Raw genomic sequence first — 18,524 nt, forward strand, 5'->3', positions numbered from 1 at the left:
GTCCTGAGTAGCGGCTGAGCTTGTCGAAGACGCGTATCGAAGGATGGTTTGGGGCAGATGCTTCGATACGGGCCTTCGATACGCCTTCGGCTACTCAGTCCCTACTCAGCACGAACGGTTTGGGGAATGGCGGTTTGGGGAATGGCGGCCTGGGGAATGGCGTAAAGGCTAGGGCTGGGTCGCCAGCAGATATTCCTGCCGCAGCGTGTCGATCGGCTTCAGCCCCTCGGGCGTCTCGTAATGCCAAAAGGTCCAGCCGTTGCAGGCCGGCGCGTTCTGCAGGACCGAGCCGAGCTTGTGGATCGAGCCGGTGACGTCGCCCGACAATACCGATCCGTCCGCCCGAACGGTGACGCTGTAGCGGCGCTTGGCATCGACCAGCACCGCGCCCGCGGTCAGCATGCCGTTCTCGACGATCGTGCCGAACGCGACGCGCGGGGCGGCTTTCGGCGACTGCATCGTGGTCAGCGCGCTTTCGTCCAGCGGCAGCGCGGCGTCGATCCGCTCCTGTGCCGCCGCGACATAGACGCCCTCCCGCTCGATCCCGATCCAGCGCCGGCCGAGCCGCTTGGCCACCGCGCCGGTCGTGCCGGTGCCGAAGAACGGATCGAGCACCACGTCGCCCGGCTTCGTGCAGGCGAGCAGGATGCGGTAGATCAGCGCCTCGGGCTTCTGCGTCGGGTGGACCTTCACGCCATCCTTCTTCAGCCGCTCCTGCCCGCCACAGATCGGGAATTCCCAATCGCTGCGCATCTGCAGTTCGTCGTTCAGCGTCTTCATGCTGCGATAGTTGAACGTGTAGCGCGCCTTCTCGCCCATCGACGCCCAGATCAGCGTCTCATGCGCGTTGGTGAAGCGCGTGCCCTTGAAATTGGGCATCGGATTCGCCTTGCGCCAGACGATGTCGTTGAGGATCCAATAGCCCAGATCCTGGATCGCCGCGCCGACCTTGTAGATGTTGTGATAGCTGCCGATCACCCAGATCGCGCCATTGTCCTTCAGGATGCGCTTCGCCTCGAACAGCCATTCGCGCGTGAAGCGGTCATAGGCGCTCAAGGAATCGAACTTGTCCCAATCGTCGGTCACGGCATCGACATGGCTGCCGTCGGGGCGCGACAGATCGCCGCCCAATTGCAGGTTGTAGGGCGGATCGGCGAAGATGAGATCGACCGACTTGGCCGGCAGGCTGCGCATCGTCGCGATGCATTCGCCCATCAGGATCCGGTCGAGCGGCAGCGTGTCGAAGGCCACCATCGGCGTCTCCGCCACCGGCACGGCTACGCCCTCACGAACCTTTTCGATAACCCCCATCAACCCAATCCCCGTCTGCATCGCCGCCATGTCGTCGGAGCGCGGACGCCCGGTCAAGCGAACATTGGTTAACGGAAAAGCTCACCAAATCGTTAAGCACGCGGAACATTTGCGGGGTGAAGGCAGATGTTGAGTCCCGACTTATCCACAGCCCCCAAGCGGTGGGGTGTGGCGCAAAAGACTCAGGGCCGAGGATTGGCGATCAAAGATCGAGCCAGGCCTGCGCGACGGGGCCGAAGCTGCGCCGATGCAGCGGTGTCGGCCCGTGTTCGCGCAGCGCGGCGAGATGATGACGGCAGCCATAGCCCTTGTTCGAATGCCAATTGTAGACCGGATAGGTCTCGGCATGCGCGATCATGATCGTGTCGCGGGTGTGCTTGGCGACGATCGAGGCGGCGGCGATCGACAGACTGATCGCATCGCCCGAGACGATCGGCGTCGCGGCATAGCTCCAGCGCGGCAGGCGATTGCCGTCGACCAGCACATGGCCGGGCATGCAGCCGCCGTCGCGAATCAGCGCCTCGACCGCGAGCGTCATCGCCTTCATCGTCGCCCAATAGATGTTGAGCGCGTCGATCTCGTCCGCTTCGACGATGCCGACCCCGATCCGCGCGCACCCGCGCAGCCGATCGTGCAGCCGGGTGCGTTCGGCGTGGCCGAGCTTCTTCGAATCGTCGATCCCGCGCGGGATGCCCTTGTCCGGCAGGATCACCGCCGCCGCGACGACCGGCCCGGCAAGCGGCCCGCGCCCGGCCTCGTCCACGCCCGCGACGGGGGCCAGGCAGAGCTTTTCATGGCGGAGGCCGGGGCGTTGACCGTTTTTGGGAGCGGGTTTCGGGGTGGCGCGCGTCATTGGAAATCCGTCACCGATTGCTGACCCATCGGGCCGTGACCCTGGCCAAGACCGGGTGCCGCTTCCAGCGCTCGGCGGACGAAGCGGATCGCCCGTTCGATCGCCTCGGGCAGTGCCATCCCCTGCCCGAGGCCGGTGGCGATCGCGCTGGCCAACGTGCAGCCGGTGCCGTGCGTGCTGGTGGTGTGGATGCGTGGTGCGCTCCAGCGGGCGATCTCGCCGTCCGGGGCGTAGAGGATGTCGGTGACGTCGGCGGTGTCGGTGTGGCCGCCTTTTACCAGCACAGCGGTATCGAAAGCCGCCGCCAACCCAATTCCCGTCCGTGCTGAGCTTGTCGAAGCACTGTCCTCCTGATCGACCGCGCAAGAAAAGGGCAGTGCTTCGACAGGCTCAGCACGGACGGGGGAGAGTTTATCGATAACGGGGGAGAGGGTGGCGTGTAGGGCCGCCAATTCGGGGAAATTCGGCGTAACCAATGTTGCAATCCGCGTCAGCCGTTCGAACGCCGCGATCGTCGCCGCATCCGCCAGCACCGAACCACTCGTCGCCACCATCACCGGATCGAACACGATCGAAACATCGAGCGCCGCCAGTCTATCGGCCACGGCGTTTGCCGTCTCCGCCGATCCGATCATGCCGATCTTCACCGCATCCACGCCGATGTCCGACACGCAGGATTCGATCTGCGCCAGGACGATCTCGGTCGGCACCATATGCACCGCCTGCACGCCCAGGGTGTTCTGGGCGGTGATCGCGGTGATCGCGGTCATCGCATGCCCGCCGAGCATGGTCACGGTCTTGATATCGGCCTGGATGCCGGCACCGCCGCCCGAATCGGACCCGGCGATGATCAGGATGCGGGGGATCAGGATGCGGGGGATCGGGATGTCCGGGGTCACGCGGATCAGCCCTTGAAGGTGCGGACGGTCGAGGCCGGGTTTCGGGCGAGCGCCTTGCCGGTGCGCGCCGGGCGATCCATCAACTCGCCGCCGCAATTGGGGCAGCGTTCGTCGAGCGCATCGGCGCAATCGGTGCAGAAGGTGCATTCGAACGAACAGATGAACGCGCCGGGCGCCTGGGCCGGCAGATCGATGCCGCAGCGTTCGCAATCGGGGCGCATTTCGAGCATAACCCCGCTCTAGCCGCTCCCGCCCCGTTCGTCATCCCGCCCCAAACGTCATCCCAGCGCAGGCTGGGATATTTGTGGGGCTAAGGCTGCGCGCGCCACATTGAGATCCCAGCCTGCGCTGGGATGACGATTTGGCGAAGCGGCGGCGGCGAACTACTCCGCCGCCACGCGTACCGCGTCGCAGATCCGGTCCACCAGGCGAGTGACCTGTGCCGAATCGTCGCCCTCGGCCATCACGCGGATCACCGGTTCGGTGCCCGAGGGACGGATCACCAGCCGACCGCGCCCGGCCAGTTCCGCCTCGGCCTCGGCGATCACCGTCTTGACCGCCTCGGCCTCCAACGGCTTGCCGCCCTTGAAGCGCACGTTCTTGAGCAATTGCGGCAGCGGCTCGAAGCGGTGGAGCAACTCGCTGGCCGGCACCTGCGCCCAGGCCAGTTCGGCCAGCACCTGCAACGCCGCGACCAGCCCGTCGCCGGTGGTCGCGTAATCCGACAGGATGATGTGTCCGCTCTGCTCGCCGCCGACATTATAGCCCTTGGCGCGCATCGCCTCGAGCACGTGGCGATCGCCGACCGCGGTGCGGATCAGGCCGATGCCCTGCGCCGCGAGATGCCGTTCGAGCCCGAGGTTCGACATCACCGTCGCGACGATGCCGCCATTCCTGAGCCGCCCGGCGCGCGCATAGCCGCTGGCGATCGTCGCCATCAGCTGGTCGCCATCCACCACATGGCCCTTTTCGTCGACCACGATCAGCCGGTCGGCATCGCCGTCCAGCGCGATGCCGAGGTGCGCGCCGGAGGCCACCACCGTCTCGCACAACAGGTCCGGCGCGGTCGATCCGACGCCGTCGTTGATGTTCTTGCCGTTGGGCGACACGCCGAGCGAGATGACCTCCGCGCCCAGCTCCCACAGCGCCGAGGGCGCGACCTGATAGCCGGCGCCATTGGCGCAATCGACGACGATCTTCAGCCCGTCGAGCGTCAGATCCTCCGGAAAGGTCGATTTGGCGAAGTGGATGTAGCGGCCCTGCGCGTCGTCCACGCGGCGCGCGCGACCGATGTCCGAGGGGGCGGCGAGCGCGATGTCGCCGCCTGCCGCATCATCGATCAGCGCCTCGATCGCCAGTTCGTCCTCGTCGCTCAACTTGTAGCCGTCCGGGCCGAACAGCTTGATCCCGTTGTCGCCGTACGGATTGTGGCTGGCCGAGATCATCACGCCCATGTCGGCGCGCATCGACTGAGTCAGCATCGCCACCGCCGGCGTCGGCATCGGCCCGAGCAGAACCACGTCCATGCCGACCGAGGTGAAGCCCGCGACCATCGCGTTTTCGAGCATATAGCCCGACAGCCGCGTATCCTTGCCGATCACCACGCGGTGGCGATGATCGCCGCGCCGGAAGTGCGCGCCGGCCGCCATGCCGACCCTCATCGCCATCGCCGCGGTCATGTTCGCGCCGTTGGTCACGCCACGAATGCCGTCGGTACCGAAATATTTTCTTGCCATTCCTCGGCTTCCCGTCCGCTATGTCGGCGTATTCCTAACGCCTTATCGTCTCTTACCGCCATATCGAAGGATCTGCATGTCGCAAGCCACCCGTATCCTGCTCGCGCTGATCGTCGGGCTGATCGCCGGCATCGCGCTGGCCGCGTTCGCGCATGGCAGCGTGGATGGCGTCGTGCTGGTCGCGCAGCCGATCGGCACCGCCTGGCTGAACGCGTTGCAGATGACGATCGTGCCGCTGGTCGTGGCGCTGCTGATCACCGGCGTGGCGGCGACAGCGGAAGCGGCGCAGGCCGGGCGGCTCGCGGGGCGCGCGATCGCGATGTACGTCGTGATCCTGTTCCTGTCGGCGGTCTCGGCCGCGATCCTGACGCCGCTGTTCCTCGAGATCGTGCCGCTGCCGGTCGATTCGGCCGCCGCCCTGCGCGCGGCGATGATCGGCGCGGAGAAAATCGGGCCGATCCCGCCGCTGGGCGAATTCATCGCTGCCGTCATCCCCTCCAACGTGGTCAAGGCGGCGGCGGAGAATGCCTTTCTGTCGCTGATCATCTTCTCCCTGATCTTCGCGTTCGCGATGAGCCGGGTCGCCGCCACGTCGCGCACGCTGCTCGTCGCCTTCTTCACCGCGGTGCGCGATACGATGCTGGTGGTGATCGACTGGATCCTGTGGATCGGCCCGGTCGGCGTGTTCGCGCTGGCGCTGGTTGTCGGTGCTAAGGCCGGAACGGGCGCGTTCGGGGCGCTGATCCACTACATCCTGACGATCGCGGCGGTCGGCCTCACCGTATCGCTCTGCGCCTATCCGCTGGCGGTGTTCGGCGGGCGGATCGGTATTTCGCGTTACATCAAGGCCGCGCTTCCGGCGCAGGCGGTGGCGGTGAGCACGCAAAGCTCGCTCGCCTCGCTGCCGGCGATGGTCGAGGGCGCGAGCGAGATGGGCGTGCCGGTGACGACCTCCGGCGTGACGCTGCCGCTGGCCGTCGCGATCTTCCGTGCGACCGGCCCGGCGATGAATTTCGCGGTGGCGATCTATATCGCGATCTGGTTCCAGGTGCCGCTGTCGCCCGCGACGCTGGCGGTCGGCGCGATCGTGGCAACGCTCACCTCGCTGGGATCGGTCAGCCTGCCCGGCACGGTCAGCTATGTCAGCGCGATCGCCCCCGTCGCCTCGGCGATCGGCGCGCCGGTCGCGCCGCTCGGGCTGCTGGTGGCGGTCGAGACGATCCCCGATATCGTGCGCACCCTGGGCAACGTGATGATGGACCTCGCGACCACCGTCACGCTGGCGCGGCGGGGCCCGGCCTCAATCCCAGAGGCGACGGGCGCCGAAGCGATCGAATAGGACTTCGTTGGACACCAGCAGCGCCTGCTCGATCTGGGCCTGCGCGATGAGCAGGCGGTCGAACGGGTCCCGGTGATCGAACGGTAACGATCCAGCGAGATCGCCATGCGCCACCGTGATGTCCAAGCCCTGAAACCCGCGAGCCGGCACGATTGTAGCCAATCGCCCCGCGATCTCAGCCGCCTCAGGCAATTTGCCTATCCGGTATTTCGTCGAGATTTCCATCGCCGAAACCGCGCTGACCAGAATTATATTGTCATCGTATTCGATCGCCGCGCGGGCCGGATGGCTCAATTTCAGATCGCCGAGCAGAAACCAGAGCAGTGCATGGGTATCGAGCAGAAGCTTCATTTACCCTCCCAGGCAGCAAGCTCTTCCTCGGGCAGTGGCTCGAAGAAACGATCGTCGATCGCAAACTGCCCCTTCATCGACCCGAATTCCCGCTTTGGTTTTCCCTCCACCGGCACCAATTTCACCTGCGGCTTGTCGCCCCGCGCGATCACGATGTCCTCGCCGGCCAGCGCGCGCGCGACCAGGCTGGACAGATTGGTCTTGGCCTCATGCATCTTCACGACCGTCGCCATCGGACATCTCCTTAGCTAAGCAACATAGCTAAGTTGGTCGCCAGGCACAATCTCGCAAGTGACGGCGCGCGCCGGCCGCGCTATTGCAGGCGGCATGAACCGTCCCGCGCTGTCCATCGTCGTCCCCTGCTATAACGAAGCCGCCTGCCTCGACCTGCTCCACGCGCGCATTTCGGGCGCGGCGCGGGCGGCAGTGGGCGAGGATTACGAGATCGTCCTGATCAACGACGGATCGAAGGACGAGAGCTGGCCGGCGATGCAGCGCCTGGCCGCCGCCGATCCGCATCTGGTCGCGATCAACCTGTCGCGCAACCACGGCCACCAACTGGCGCTGACGGCGGGGCTGGACCTGTGCGCCGGGCAGCAGATCCTGATCATCGACGCCGATCTGCAGGATCCGCCCGAACTGCTCGCCGAAATGCGCGCGACGATGGCGGCGCAGGACGCCGACGTCGTCTATGCGGTGCGCCGCAAGCGCGAGGGCGAGACGGTGTTCAAGAAGCTGACCGCCGCGATCTTCTACCGCATGCTGGACCGGTTGACCGACACGCCGATCCCGCTCGACACCGGCGATTTCCGCCTGATGAGCCGCCGCGCGCTGGATGCGTTTCTCAGCCTGCCTGAACAGGCGCGCTTCATACGCGGGATGGTGGCGTGGATCGGCTTCCGCCAGGTGCCGTTCCTCTACGACCGGGCCGAGCGCCATGCCGGCGAGACCAATTACCCGCTCGGCAAGATGGTGCGCCTGGCGTTCGATGCGGTGACGGGATTCTCGACGGCACCCTTGCGCTTCGCCAGCCATATCGGCCTGGCGCTGACCGGCCTGTCGGCTTTGCTGTTCGTCTATATCGCGATCGGGTTCTTCAGTGGCAGCGCGGTGCAGGGCTGGACCTCGACGATGCTGATCGTCGTCGCGATCGGCGCGGTGCAGATGTTCGTGCTGGGGATGATCGGCGAATATCTCGGGCGGCTGTACGTGGAATCGAAGCGGCGGCCGCTGTATCTGGTGTCGGATATCGCCGGGCCGGTGCAGGGCACCGCGACCCTGGGCTATCGCGCGGAACCCCGGGTGGCGACGAGCGTGCCGCCGGGGCCGGTGGAGGCGATGATCTCGCGGTCGGCGGAATAGCATAAGCGCAGCCCATATCCCCGTTCATGCCGAGCTTGTCGAAGCACGTGCCATGAACGAGCCGGCGCGCTTTGGGCACGCCCTTCGACAGGCTCAGGGCGAACGGCGGAGAGCGGCGCAATCCAACTGCCCTTATCGCCTAGAGTGTGATGACATAAGCTTGAACCCCATGCTCCGTCATTCCCGCGAAGGCGGGAATCCATAGTCATCGCACTTTGTGAGACTCACTCGGATCAGCCAGTATGGATTCCCGCCTTCGCGGGAATGACGATGGAGGGAAGGCGATTCAAACCAAAGTCATCGTGCTCTAGGGCCGATCGACATTCAGTCGTTGCGAGGCAATTTTTGCTTTCTGCTCACCGTCACCCCGGACCTGTTCCGAAGTCCACCGTGCCGCAAACTCGCCGTTCAATGCACTCTTCGTGTCGAAAGCCGCCTGGTGGACCCCGGAACGGGTCCGGGGTGACGAAGAAAGGCTGAATGTCGATCAGTTCTAGACCTTCGGCATCGCCAGCGTGATGATCGACACGCCCGGCGACATCGGCACGCGACCGACCAAGTGCCGTTCCAGGCGGAAGATCGTTTCGAACAGGCTGTTCACCGCCTTGGGCGGCGGCGAATCGTCGCTGTCGTCGCGGCCGGTCATCCGGCCGAGCAGGCGGGCGGTGGCGGCGAGCGGGAAGAGCAGCGAGTTGAAGTAGCCGAGCTTCTTGGGCTCCAGACCGGCCTTACGGATCGCGGCGATCAGCGTCTTCTTCGAATAGCGCCGGTGGTGGTGATTGACCACGTCGTGCGCGCTCCACAGCCATTGATGCGCGGGAACGGTGATCAGGATCTTGCCGCCGGGCTTCAGGCAGCTCGCCATCGCCTTCAGCGCGGCGACGTCGTCCTCGATATGCTCGACCACGTCCAGCACAGCGATCAGATCATAGGCGCCGCGCTCCACCCCCGGCAGGATCGGCAGCGGCGCGGCGCTGACGGCGCGGCCGAGACGCAGCGAGGCGATGTCGCGCGCGGCGGGATCGATCTCGATCGCGTCGACCGCACCGAAGCTCGCGAGCATCGGCAGATTGTGGCCGGTGCCGCAGCCGATCTCGAGAATGCGCGCCTGGTCGGGCAGGTTGCCCTCGCGCGTCAGATAATCGGCGAGGATGTCGCGGCGGGCGCGATACCACCAATGGGTGGAATCATGCGCGGCCATGCGATCGTAGACGATTCTATCCATCGATTTTGGCCATTTCAGCCGAATACCCATTGCCGGTTGAGCGCGAAGGTCGCGATCGGCGTGACCAGCAAGACCGGGATCAGCGGGACCCAGTTCGGCTGATGGAACGGCCCGGTCAGAATCCAGGTGAACAGCGCGTTGAGCACCAGCCCGAAACCCTGCACCGCAATGAACTTCGCGTGCTGCCTGCCGCTCGTGTCGCGCGTGCCATGCCCCTTGAAGCTCCACGCGCTGTGGAGGAAGAAACCCGCGACCACCGCGACGGCGAAGGCGAACGGCACGGCGAACACCGCATGCTTGGGCGCGAAGACATGCGCCGACAGCGGCAGATACACCGCGGTGTAGATCGCGGTCGAGATGACACCGGCGATGGCGAAGCGGATCAGCTGGCCGAGCATTCCGCTCGCCCTGAGGCTATCGAACTGTCTGATGATCCCGTTCACGCGTGTCTTGCCCTTTACGCGGGCCGCACTAGAGCGCGGACGGGGGCGAGGAAAGCATTTTGAACGATAGCGTAAAATCCGGCGTGCAGTTGCGAGAGGAACTCGACCGCCACTGGCTGCGCCTGACGATGATCGCGTGGGGCCTGCTGGTCCTGTGGTATCTGTTCGATCGCTGGAACGCGATCCACTGGCTGTCGCTGGGCGATACGGACGACAATATGCGCCTGGCGCAGGTGCGCGCCTTGCTCGACGGGCAGGGCTGGTACGACCTGCGCCAGTACCGGCTCAGCCCGCCCCGGGGCTTCGACATCCATTGGAGCCGCATCGTCGATCTGCCGATCGCGGCAATGATTTTGCTGCTGCGCCCGTTCTTCGGCACGGGCGAGGCGGAGCGGCTGGCGTGCGGCGTCGCGCCGCTGCTGCCGCTGTCGATCGCGATGATCGGTTTGGCCGCGACGGTGCGGCGATTGGTCAGCCCGGTCGCTTGGCCAATGGCGATCGTGTTCCTGATCGGCGCCACCGCGACGATGCTGATGTTCATGCCCGACCGCGTCGATCATCACGGCTGGCAGCTCGCGATGCTCAGCCTGACGGTGGCCGGCCTGTCCGATCCGCGGCAGGCACGCGGCGGGGCGATCGTCGGCTGCGCCAGCGCCTTCTCGCTCAGCATCGGGCTGGAGATGCTGCCTTATGCCGCGATGGCCGGCGCGATCATCGGCCTGCGCTGGGTGTGGGACCGGGCCGAGGCGCAGCGGCTGATGGTCTATGCGCTGACGCTCGCGGCAGGTAGCGCGATCGGCTTCGTGCTGTTCGCCTCCAACGCCAATCAGGTATTGCGCTGCGATGCGCTGACGCCGGTGTGGCTGAGCGTTATGGTGGTCGGCGGGGCGTTCCTGTTCGCGATGGGACGGTTCGGCCCGGCGGCGCGCTGGCAACGGCTCGTACTGGCGCTGATCGCCGCCGGGATCGTCGGCGGCGGGTTCGGCTGGCTGTTCCCGCAATGCCTAGGCCGGCCGGAACAGGTGTCGCCCGAACTGGCGCGCACCTGGCTCGACAACGTCAAGGAAGCGAAGCCGGTCTACCAGCACCCGTTCCGCATGGCCTTCACGATCGTCGCGCTGCCGGTGATCGGGATCCTCGGCGCGGCGATCGCGACGTGGCGCGCGCGGCGTGCGCCGAACATCACCGGCTGGGTGCCGGTGCTGATGTTCGTGGCCTTCGCCGGCGCGATGCTGCTGTGGCAGACCCGCGCGGGGCCGGCGGCGCAGTTGCTCGCGGTGCCGGGCGCGGTGGCCCTGGCGTGGGTCATTCTCCCCTGGTGCCTGAATTCGAAATCGATGCTGATCCGCGTGTTCGGCACCGTGATCGCGTTCCTGGTCGTGTCGGGCATGTTCGTCGGCTACGTGCTGAAGCCGATCGATTTCACGCTGTTCGGACACCGCTTCGCCTATCAGGTCGCGCCGGCCAGCAAGCGGACCAACGTCGTCAACCGCTCGACCGGCCTGTGCATGACGCTGCCGGCGATGAAGCCGCTGGACCGCTATCCGAAACAGACGATCATGACGTTCGTCGATCTCGGCCCGCGCCTGATCGTGCTGACGCATCACGATGCGATCGCCGGGCCGTATCATCGCAACGGCGAACAGATTCTCGACGTGCAGCACGCGTTCTCGCGAACGCCGGAGAATTTCCGCGCGATCGCCCGCAAATATGGCGCGACGATGCTGCTGGTGTGCCCGAACATGGCCGAATCGACCGTGTACCGCGCGCGCAATCCGGGTGGATTCTACGACCAGCTGGCGCATGGGAAGACACCGGTTTGGCTGGAGCAATTGCCGTTGCCGGCCAAGTCTCCATTCCGGCTGTGGCGGATCAGGTGAGGCTCGAACGCTTTCCGGGAATACTGCCGTCATCCCGGACGCGATCCGGGATCCAACGGGCGGCAAGCCACGGCGTAGAACCGTGAGGATCGCCCGTGCGGCACGTTGGATCCCGGATCAAGTCCGGGATGACGACCTTTGGAACGGCGCGCGATAACCGATCAGGTCAGGCTGATGCGGATTCCGTCGATCACGAACTGCACCGCAAGCGCGGCGAGCAGCACGCCGAGCAGGCGCGTGATCACCGCCTCGATCTTCGCGCCCAGCACGCGCATGATCGGCCCGGCGGCGAGCAATGCCAGCAGCGTCAGCAACAGGATCGTTGCCAGCGACCCCAAGACGACGAGCGACGCTTCCAGCCCCTGGGTGCGCCCCATCAGCAGCATGACCGAGGCGATCGATCCCGGCCCGGCGATCATCGGCATCGCCATCGGGAAGATCGAGACGTCCTCCACTTCGGGCGTCGCGGCGACCTTTGCGGCGCGATCCTCGCGTCGTTCGGTGCGTTTTTCGAACACCATTTCCAGCGCGATCAGGAACAGCATGATGCCGCCCGCGATCCGGAACGACGCGAGGTTGATGCCGAGGCCCTTCAGCAACGCCTCGCCGAACAGCGCGAAGACCAAAAGGATCGCGCTCGCCACCAGCACCGCGCGCACCGCCATCCCCCGGCGCTGCACGGCGCTCGCGCCCGTTGTCAGCCCGGCGTAGATCGGCGCACAGCCGGGCGGATCGATCACCACGAAGAAGGTGATCAGCGACGAGATGTAGAGTTCGATCATGTCAGTATTATAGGCCGGACGGGTCGAACGGCACGCCGTCGCGGCGGTGCGCCGAGATCAGCGTGTTGCGCAGCAGGCACGCGATCGTCATCGGGCCGACGCCGCCCGGCACCGGCGTCACCGCGCGCGCCACGCTCATCGCGCCGGCGAAATCGACATCGCCGACCAGCCCGGCTTCGGTGCGGTTGATGCCGACGTCGATCACGGTCGCGCCGGGCTTGATCCACTCGCCCTTGATCATTTCCGGCCGCCCGACCGCCGCGACGACGATATCGGCGCGCGCGACCACGCTGGCCAGATCGCGCGTGCGCGAATGCGCGACCGTCACGGTGCAGCTTTCGGCGATCAGCAATTGCGCCATCGGCTTGCCGACGATGTTCGAGCGCCCGATCACCACCGCGTCCAGCCCCGCGAGATCGCCGAGCGTATCCTTGAGGAGCATGACGCAGCCATAGGGCGTGCACGGCACGAAGCCGTCCAGCCCGGTCGCCAGCCGCCCGGCATTGACCGGGTGGAAGCCGTCGACATCCTTTTCGGGATCGATCCGGATCGTCACCAGCCGCTCGTCGATGTGCGGCGGCAGCGGCAGCTGGACGAGGATGCCGTCGATTTGCGGATCGCCGTTCAGCGTATCGATCAGCGCGAGCAGATCGTCCTGATCGACATCGGCGGGCAGACGATGCTCGAAGCTTTGCATTCCCGCCTCGCGAGTCGCCTTGCCCTTGGAGCGGACATAGACCGCGCTTGCCGCATCCTCGCCGACCAGCACGACGGCTAGGCCGGGCACGCGCCCGCTGACCGCGTGAAAGGCCGCGACCCGTTCGCCGATCCGCCCGCGCAGGCGCGCGGCGAAGGCCTTTCCATCGATAATCTCTGCGCTCATGGCGCCGCCTCATAGAGCGGCGCGCGCGTCTTCGCTACCTCAGGCGGTGGGGACGGGATAGAATTGCACCGCCAGCGAGGGGATGACGATGTTCATCAGGATGTAGAGGATCAGCAGCACGACCAGAGGCGACAGATCGAGCGCGCCGAAATCGGGCAGGATGCGCCGGATCGGTCGGTACAGCGGCTCGGTCATGCGTCGCAGCGCCTCCCACACGGTGCGCACCATATCGTTGGACGTGTTGATCACGTTGAAGGCGATCAGCCAGGACAGGATCGCCTGGATGATGATGATCCACCAGACGACGTTCAGGAGCACCATGACGATACGCAGGATGACGAGCAATGACGGTCTCCGGATAGGCCTTGTCGTTCCCCGATAGCGCATGCGGCCATCGGGGAACAACACCTTCGCGTCATTTGCCGCGGCGCGCGGTCCGTCAGACGGTGGCGAAGGCCCGGATCTTGCCCGGAACGGCGCAGTGCGCGGGCGTCAGGATGCGTTCGGCGACGCTCACGACCGCGACATGGCCACGCGCGCGCGCCTCTTCCGGGCCGGCGGGCAGCGGATCGGCACGGCGCAGCTTGGCGACGGCGCGGCGATCCAGGCTGTCCTCGCCCGACGATCCGACGACGCGGATGTCGGCGATGCCGCCATCGGGATAGACCTTGAAGGCGAGCATCACGACGCCGGTGCGGTAGCGGTGTTCGGGGCTCATCGGATCCTGCGCGGTGGCGCGGGCGATGGCATTGGCGAGATCGGCGATCCAGCGGTTCAGATCATCGGCGGGCATGAGGGGGCACTCCTGCTTCGGGGATCTGCAGGATACGCCGCCGATGTGATGCTTACGCTACCGCAGGGTTACCGTTTGGCGACAGCGGGATGCGCTCAGCGATGCACGAGCGTGCCCGCGCCCTCGCGGGTGAAGATCTCCAGCAGCATGCCGTGCGGCACGCGGCCGTCGATGATCACCGCCGCATCCACCCCGGCCTCGACCGCGGTGACGCAGGTTTCCAGCTTCGGGATCATGCCGCCGGTGACGGTGCCGTCGGCGCGCAGCTCGGCGATCCGCGCAGGGTCGAGATCGGTGAGCAGTTCGCCCTGCTTGTCGAGCACGCCGACCACGTCGGTGAGCAGGAAGAAGCGCGACGCGCCCAGCGCCGCCGCGATCGCGCCGGCCATCGTATCGGCGTTGATGTTGTAGGTGTGCCCGTCCGCGCCGATCGCGATCGGCGCGATCACCGGGATGATCCCGGCGGCGGACAGGGTGTCGATGATCCGCCGGTCGACGCCGACGGGTTCGCCGACGAACCCGAGATCGACATGCCGTTCGATCCCCTGCAGCTTGTCCGGCGTGCTGCGCTCGACCTTCTCGGCGGTGACGAAGCCGGCATCCTTGCCCGACAGCCCGACCGCGCGGCCGCCGGCCTGGCCGATCCAGCCGACGATTTCCTTGTTGATGCTGCCGGCGAGGACCATCTCGGCGATCTGCGCGGTCTCGGCATCCGTCACGCGCAGGCCATCGACGAAGCGCGATTCGACGCCGAGCCGCTTGAGCATCGCGCCGATCTGCGGCCCCCCGCCATGCACGACGACCGGGTTGATGCCGACCGCCTTGAGCAGCACGACATCCTCGGCGAAGTCGCGCTGCAATTCCGGGCTGCCCATCGCGTGGCCGCCATATTTCACGACGAAGGTCTGCCCGGCGTAGCGCTGCAGATAGGGCAGCGCCTCGACGAGCGTTTCGGCCTTGGCGAGGAGCGCCGGCGCGGGAGTGTGATCGGTCATGGGCTGCCTATTATGCGATACTCGCGCGAACCCCAACCCCAAGTGCCGTCCGTCCTGCGCCTGTCGCAGGACCGCCTTTCTTCCCGGCGGCAGAAAGGAAGGGCAGTGCTTCGACAAGCTCGGCACAGCCGGGAATGGGACTGGGCCGCGCTCCTCTAACGTCACCCCAGCGAAGGCTGGGGTCTCGGTGGGGCGGGCGCACTGCGCGCCTCCGGGAGATCCCAGCCTGCGCTGGGATGACGGGAAGTTCAGGCCATCCGGTCCAGCCGTCGCCCGATCGCGACGACGAGATAAATCAGTGGCGGCACGAGCAGGACCGACAGCGTTATCTTGGCGAGCATCTGTCCAGCGATCAGTTCGCCGATCGGGAAGACGCCGTAGAAAGCGATCGTCGCGAACAGCAAGGTATCGACGATCTGGCTGAGGACGCTGGCGCTCGCCGCGCGGAACCAGAGCAGCTTGCTGCCCTCGCGCCCCTTGAGCGCCGCGAAGATCGTCACGTTCAGCGTCTGGGAAATGCCATAGGCGACGATCCCGCCGAGCCAGATGCGCCACGTCGCCCCCAGCACCAGCTGGATCGCATCGCGATTGGCGGGCTGCATATCGGGGGAAGCCGGCAGGATATGCACGATCCACGACAACAGGATCGATACGATCAACGGAATGAAGCCGATCCGGACGAGCTGATTGGCGACCTTCGGCCCATGCAATTCCGCGACCGCGCTCGATACGATGACGAGCAGAAGAAACGCGAAGATGCCGGCCTCGACCGCCAAAGGCCCCAGCCCGAAGATCGGCCCGATCGCCGACAATGGGCCAAGCGACACCTGCTTGTTGCCGAGTACGCCGGCAATACAGACCATGCCGCCATAGAAGATCGAGAAGACGAAGAGCGAACGCGGCATCTTGAGGGTAGCGGTTTCCATCGCGCCGACGCTACCGGTTCCGGGGCGCGCGTCAATCCGCTTGGGTGGCGCGGCTGGGGGTGCGGCGCACAAATCGGTTGCGGAATGCGTGCCAAAGCTGCGAAGCTTCGGCCAAAGCGGGGAATATTGAGTACGATGAACAGGTTCTTGATCGGTCTGGCAGGCATTGCCGTGATCCTCGGCATCGCGGTGCTGCTGTCGAGCGACCGGCGCGCGATCCGCCTGCGCGTGGTCGGCGCGGCGTTCGCGCTACAGGCCGGCATCGCCGTGCTCGTGCTCTATTCGAGCGCGGGCAAGATGATCCTCGGCGAAATGTCCGGCGGCGTCGCCAATCTGCTCGGCTATTCGCAGAAGGGCACCGAATTCCTGTTCGGCAAGATGGCCACGCCCGAAATCGGCGGCCAGAGCTTCGCCATCGCGGCGCTGCCGGTGATCATCTTCTTCGCCAGCCTGGTGTCGATCCTCTATTATCTGGGGTTGATGCAGCTGATCGTGCGCTGGGTGGGCGGGGCGATCGAATGGGTGATCGGCGTATCGAAGGTGGAATCGCTGTGCGCGGCGGCGAACATCTTCGTCGGGCAGAGCGAATCGCCGCTCGTCATCCGGCCGTATCTGGCGGGACTGACCCCGGCGCAATTGTTCACCGTGATGACCAGCGGCATGGCCGGCGTGGCGGGCACCATCCTGGCCGCCTATGCGTCGATGGGCATTCGGATCGATTATCTGCTCGCCGCCAGCTTCATGGCCGCGCCGGGCGGCATCCTGATGGCGAAGATCATCATGCCCGACCGCGTCGTGCCGCCGGACGGGGAATTGCCGCTCGGCGACCTGCCCGACGAGGATCGCCAGATCAAGCTCGCCGAGACGCGCAGCGGCGGGATCGGCCCGGCGGCGTTGATCGCCGAAAGCGTGCCCGGCGAACCGCTGCCCCAGGCCACGCACGACGAGGAGAAGCCGGCCAACATCATCATGGCCGCGGCGCAGGGCGCGCAGACCGGCGTGAAGCTGGCCGTCGCGGTCGGCGCGATGGTGCTGGCGTTCGTGGCGCTCGTGGCGCTCGCCAACGGCCTGCTCGGCGGCGTGGGCGCGTGGTTCGGCTATCCGCAGCTCAGCTTCCAGGGGCTGCTCGGCTATGTCTTCGCGCCGATCATGTTCCTGCTCAACGTGCCGTGGAGCGAGGCGGGAATCGCCGGCGGGTTGTTCGGGCAGAAGATCGTGCTCAACGAATTCGTCGCCTATATTAGCCTCGGCGCGCAGAACGGCCTGAGCCCGCGGACGGTGGCGGTGGTGACCTTCTCGCTGTGCGGCTTCGCCAATTTCAGCTCGATCGCGATCCAGATGGCGGTGACGGGCAGCCTCGCCCCGAACCAGCGCCCGATGATCGCGCGGCTCGGCCTGCGCGCGCTGGCGGCGGGGAGCCTGGCCAACCTGATGTCGGCGGCGCTGGCCGGGTTGCTAATCGGGTAGGACGAACCGGGATGAGCGGCGGGGCTGACACCGGCGCCGTTATTTCGCGACCAGTTGCGGATATTCCCAGCGCCACGGTGCGCCCGTATCGCCCAGCGCCGCCTTCACCAGATCGGGAAACGCCGCCTCGGCGCGCACATCGTTCGACAGGATCACGACGCAGCGCCGCGCCCGTTCGAGGCAGACGAAGGTGTTGCCGGTGCTGTCGTCATGGCCGCCTTTGTAGAAACCCGGCCCCTGCGGACCGGTGAAGGCGACCACACCGAGCGCCGCCGACAGGCCGGGCGTGCGCTCGACCGCCGGGGCTTCGGGCAGCAAGGTGGGGAATTGCGCGCGCGACGTGATCGGCAATTGCGGGCGCACCCACCGCGCGAACGCCGTCTTGCTTAGCCCGCGTCGGGCGGACACGGCGGCGGCGAAGCGCGCCATATCGGCGATCGTCGTATCCATCGATCCCGCCGCGCGCACGCGGCTACGTTCGTCGTGCGGCTCGACGCTGCCGTCGCTCTTCCAGCCATCGGCGAGGTTGCGGGCGAAATCGGCGCGCCAGATCAGGCTGGTGTTCGTCATCCCGAACGGCGCGAACACCCGACGCTGCACCTCCTTGCCGAGATCGAGGCCGAGCCCCTTTTCCAGCGCGAACTGCAGCAGCATCATGCCCTCGCCCGAATAGGCGTAGCGGCTGCCGGGTTCGAAATGGATGCGCAACTTTCCGTCCGGCTCGACGAACGCGAAATTGGCGAATCCGGTGCTGTGGGTGAGGACGTGGCGCATCGTGATCCGGCGCCAGCGCGGATCGCCGGCCAGATCGCCCCAATGGCCATAGGCATCGAGATTGCCATATTCGGGCAGCGGCCGGGGCAGATACTCGGCGATCGGCCGGTCGAGATCGACTTTCCCCTCGGCCACCATCTGCATCACGGTATAGCCGACGATCATCTTGGTCAGCGATGCGCCATACATCACGGTATCCCCGGCGAGCGGCGCACCGGCGGCGTTCCGCCGGCCATAGCCGCGTACCGCCAGGATCCGCCCGCGATCGACCACCGCGATGGCCAGGCCCTTCGCACCGGTCCTGGCCATCGCCGCTTCGGCCGCCGCATCGATGCGCGCCTGCATTCCCGAAGAAGGCGCGACCGCGGCCGGAGCAATCATCGCAAGTGCCGCGCTCAACCCCAGCATATCGCCCTCCCCAATCTTCGCCCCTCGACTGTGCCACAGCGGCGGCGTAAGTCGAGCCCGTCCGCCGGCAGTTCGTCCGTAGCGCCGACGTGACGTA

Annotated in this window: 20 protein-coding genes; 4 read left to right on the forward strand and 16 right to left on the reverse strand. The window is 66.4% G+C overall.

All coding sequences use genetic code 11. The features are described 5' to 3' along the window. Positions 1-168: 168 nt before the first annotated feature. The 5 genes from ASG11_RS00625 to glmM all read right to left on the reverse strand — a co-directional run bounded on the left by ASG11_RS00625 (position 169) and on the right by glmM (position 4,799). Positions 169-1,311 (reverse strand): site-specific DNA-methyltransferase, encoded by a 1,143-nt coding sequence (locus ASG11_RS00625; RefSeq protein WP_055779940.1) that lies wholly within the window; start codon positions 1,309-1,311, stop codon positions 169-171. A 202-nt stretch (positions 1,312-1,513) separates the two neighbouring features. Then, positions 1,514-2,164, reverse strand: a complete 651-nt coding sequence (locus ASG11_RS00630; protein ID WP_082472514.1) for a ribonuclease HII — start codon at positions 2,162-2,164, stop codon at positions 1,514-1,516. After that, positions 2,161-3,036, reverse strand: a complete 876-nt coding sequence (locus tag ASG11_RS00635; RefSeq protein ID WP_055779946.1) for a hydroxymethylpyrimidine/phosphomethylpyrimidine kinase family protein — start codon at positions 3,034-3,036, stop codon at positions 2,161-2,163. The genes ASG11_RS00630 and ASG11_RS00635 overlap by 4 nt, the downstream gene beginning before the upstream one ends. 32 nt (positions 3,037-3,068) lie before the next feature. After that, entirely contained in the window at positions 3,069-3,293 is a 225-nt protein-coding gene (locus ASG11_RS00640; protein WP_055773990.1) for a DUF1272 domain-containing protein, read from the reverse strand. 153 nt (positions 3,294-3,446) lie between these two features. Then, the gene (glmM, locus tag ASG11_RS00645; RefSeq protein ID WP_055773992.1) at positions 3,447-4,799 is read right to left on the reverse strand and encodes a phosphoglucosamine mutase; all 1,353 of its coding nucleotides are present in this window, start codon (positions 4,797-4,799) and stop codon (positions 3,447-3,449) included. Positions 4,800-4,875: 76 nt separating this feature from the next. On the opposite strand from glmM, the gene ASG11_RS00650 reads away from it, so the two are divergent. Then, positions 4,876-6,138 carry a dicarboxylate/amino acid:cation symporter gene (locus ASG11_RS00650; protein ID WP_055773994.1) on the forward strand — a complete coding sequence of 421 codons (1,263 nt, stop codon included), beginning with the start codon at positions 4,876-4,878 and terminating at the stop codon, positions 6,136-6,138. On the opposite strand, the gene ASG11_RS00655 is transcribed toward ASG11_RS00650, so the two are convergent. Both ASG11_RS00655 and ASG11_RS00660 read right to left on the reverse strand, forming a co-directional pair. Continuing rightward, positions 6,100-6,489 (reverse strand): type II toxin-antitoxin system VapC family toxin, encoded by a 390-nt coding sequence (locus tag ASG11_RS00655; protein ID WP_055773995.1) that lies wholly within the window; start codon positions 6,487-6,489, stop codon positions 6,100-6,102. The genes ASG11_RS00650 and ASG11_RS00655 overlap by 39 nt on opposite strands. Next, positions 6,486-6,722 (reverse strand): type II toxin-antitoxin system Phd/YefM family antitoxin, encoded by a 237-nt coding sequence (locus ASG11_RS00660; protein ID WP_055773997.1) that lies wholly within the window; start codon positions 6,720-6,722, stop codon positions 6,486-6,488. Before ASG11_RS00660 ends, ASG11_RS00655 begins: the two co-directional genes overlap by 4 nt. A 94-nt stretch (positions 6,723-6,816) precedes the next feature. Here ASG11_RS00660 and ASG11_RS00665 point away from each other — a divergent pair, with 94 nt between their 5' ends. Continuing rightward, positions 6,817-7,851, forward strand: coding sequence for a glycosyltransferase family 2 protein (locus ASG11_RS00665; protein ID WP_055773999.1), 1,035 nt, complete (start codon positions 6,817-6,819; stop codon positions 7,849-7,851). A gap of 493 nt (positions 7,852-8,344) precedes the next feature. Here the strand turns inward: ASG11_RS00665 and ASG11_RS00670 are convergent, their stop codons facing one another. After that, positions 8,345-9,076, reverse strand: coding sequence for a class I SAM-dependent methyltransferase (locus ASG11_RS00670; protein WP_055779949.1), 732 nt, complete (start codon positions 9,074-9,076; stop codon positions 8,345-8,347). Between the two features lie 14 nt (positions 9,077-9,090). Continuing rightward, positions 9,091-9,474: a GtrA family protein gene (locus ASG11_RS00675; protein ID WP_055774000.1), complete on the reverse strand. Its 384-nt coding sequence runs from the start codon at positions 9,472-9,474 to the stop codon at positions 9,091-9,093. Between the two features lie 173 nt (positions 9,475-9,647). Between ASG11_RS00675 and ASG11_RS00680 the strand changes: the two genes are divergently transcribed. Beyond that, entirely contained in the window at positions 9,648-11,399 is a 1,752-nt protein-coding gene (locus ASG11_RS00680) for a hypothetical protein (RefSeq protein ID WP_055779953.1), read from the forward strand. Between the two features lie 161 nt (positions 11,400-11,560). Here the strand turns inward: ASG11_RS00680 and ASG11_RS00685 are convergent, their stop codons facing one another. The 6 genes from ASG11_RS00685 to ASG11_RS00710 form a co-directional block, all read right to left on the reverse strand. Beyond that, positions 11,561-12,181 (reverse strand): MarC family protein, encoded by a 621-nt coding sequence (locus ASG11_RS00685; protein WP_055774003.1) that lies wholly within the window; start codon positions 12,179-12,181, stop codon positions 11,561-11,563. Positions 12,182-12,188: 7 nt separating this feature from the next. Beyond that, complete coding sequence (folD, locus tag ASG11_RS00690; protein WP_055774005.1) at positions 12,189-13,064, reverse strand: bifunctional methylenetetrahydrofolate dehydrogenase/methenyltetrahydrofolate cyclohydrolase FolD; 876 nt, start codon at positions 13,062-13,064, stop codon at positions 12,189-12,191. Positions 13,065-13,103: 39 nt separating this feature from the next. After that, entirely contained in the window at positions 13,104-13,409 is a 306-nt protein-coding gene (locus tag ASG11_RS00695; RefSeq protein ID WP_055774007.1) for a YggT family protein, read from the reverse strand. Between the two features lie 94 nt (positions 13,410-13,503). Continuing rightward, positions 13,504-13,857 (reverse strand): energy transducer TonB family protein, encoded by a 354-nt coding sequence (locus ASG11_RS00700; protein WP_055774009.1) that lies wholly within the window; start codon positions 13,855-13,857, stop codon positions 13,504-13,506. Positions 13,858-13,952: 95 nt separating this feature from the next. Then, complete coding sequence (gene argB / locus ASG11_RS00705) at positions 13,953-14,852, reverse strand: acetylglutamate kinase (RefSeq protein ID WP_055774010.1); 900 nt, start codon at positions 14,850-14,852, stop codon at positions 13,953-13,955. Between the two features lie 248 nt (positions 14,853-15,100). Then, positions 15,101-15,778, reverse strand: a complete 678-nt coding sequence (locus tag ASG11_RS00710; RefSeq protein ID WP_055774012.1) for a queuosine precursor transporter — start codon at positions 15,776-15,778, stop codon at positions 15,101-15,103. Positions 15,779-15,913: 135 nt separating this feature from the next. On the opposite strand from ASG11_RS00710, the gene ASG11_RS00715 reads away from it, so the two are divergent. Next, positions 15,914-17,245 (forward strand): NupC/NupG family nucleoside CNT transporter, encoded by a 1,332-nt coding sequence (locus ASG11_RS00715; RefSeq protein ID WP_055774014.1) that lies wholly within the window; start codon positions 15,914-15,916, stop codon positions 17,243-17,245. A 39-nt stretch (positions 17,246-17,284) separates the two neighbouring features. Here the strand turns inward: ASG11_RS00715 and ASG11_RS00720 are convergent, their stop codons facing one another. Continuing rightward, on the reverse strand, positions 17,285-18,427 hold the full coding sequence (locus ASG11_RS00720) for a serine hydrolase domain-containing protein (protein WP_055774016.1): 1,143 nt from the start codon (positions 18,425-18,427) through the stop codon (positions 17,285-17,287). Positions 18,428-18,524 lie beyond the last annotated feature (97 nt).

This window comes from Sphingomonas sp. Leaf357 (assembly GCF_001423845.1).
In the GTDB taxonomy this organism is placed as follows: Bacteria; Pseudomonadota; Alphaproteobacteria; order Sphingomonadales; family Sphingomonadaceae; genus Sphingomonas.

Coding starts and splice junctions, on each gene's coding strand:
- ASG11_RS00660 (WP_055773997.1), bottom strand. CDS start 6,722: ATGGCGACGGTCGTGAAGATGCATGAGGCCAAGACCAATCTGTCCAGC.
- ASG11_RS00680 (WP_055779953.1), top strand. CDS start 9,648: ATGATCGCGTGGGGCCTGCTGGTCCTGTGGTATCTGTTCGATCGCTGG.
- ASG11_RS00685 (WP_055774003.1), bottom strand. CDS start 12,181: ATGATCGAACTCTACATCTCGTCGCTGATCACCTTCTTCGTGGTGATC.
- ASG11_RS00720 (WP_055774016.1), bottom strand. CDS start 18,427: ATGCTGGGGTTGAGCGCGGCACTTGCGATGATTGCTCCGGCCGCGGTC.
- argB (WP_055774010.1), bottom strand. CDS start 14,852: ATGACCGATCACACTCCCGCGCCGGCGCTCCTCGCCAAGGCCGAAACG.
- ASG11_RS00710 (WP_055774012.1), bottom strand. CDS start 15,778: ATGGAAACCGCTACCCTCAAGATGCCGCGTTCGCTCTTCGTCTTCTCG.
- folD (WP_055774005.1), bottom strand. CDS start 13,064: ATGAGCGCAGAGATTATCGATGGAAAGGCCTTCGCCGCGCGCCTGCGC.
- ASG11_RS00640 (WP_055773990.1), bottom strand. CDS start 3,293: ATGCTCGAAATGCGCCCCGATTGCGAACGCTGCGGCATCGATCTGCCG.
- ASG11_RS00630 (WP_082472514.1), bottom strand. CDS start 2,164: ATGACGCGCGCCACCCCGAAACCCGCTCCCAAAAACGGTCAACGCCCC.
- ASG11_RS00655 (WP_055773995.1), bottom strand. CDS start 6,489: ATGAAGCTTCTGCTCGATACCCATGCACTGCTCTGGTTTCTGCTCGGC.
- ASG11_RS00670 (WP_055779949.1), bottom strand. CDS start 9,076: ATGGATAGAATCGTCTACGATCGCATGGCCGCGCATGATTCCACCCAT.
- ASG11_RS00715 (WP_055774014.1), top strand. CDS start 15,914: ATGAACAGGTTCTTGATCGGTCTGGCAGGCATTGCCGTGATCCTCGGC.
- ASG11_RS00700 (WP_055774009.1), bottom strand. CDS start 13,857: ATGCCCGCCGATGATCTGAACCGCTGGATCGCCGATCTCGCCAATGCC.
- ASG11_RS00675 (WP_055774000.1), bottom strand. CDS start 9,474: ATGCTCGGCCAGCTGATCCGCTTCGCCATCGCCGGTGTCATCTCGACC.
- ASG11_RS00665 (WP_055773999.1), top strand. CDS start 6,817: ATGAACCGTCCCGCGCTGTCCATCGTCGTCCCCTGCTATAACGAAGCC.
- ASG11_RS00625 (WP_055779940.1), bottom strand. CDS start 1,311: ATGGGGGTTATCGAAAAGGTTCGTGAGGGCGTAGCCGTGCCGGTGGCG.
- glmM (WP_055773992.1), bottom strand. CDS start 4,799: ATGGCAAGAAAATATTTCGGTACCGACGGCATTCGTGGCGTGACCAAC.
- ASG11_RS00650 (WP_055773994.1), top strand. CDS start 4,876: ATGTCGCAAGCCACCCGTATCCTGCTCGCGCTGATCGTCGGGCTGATC.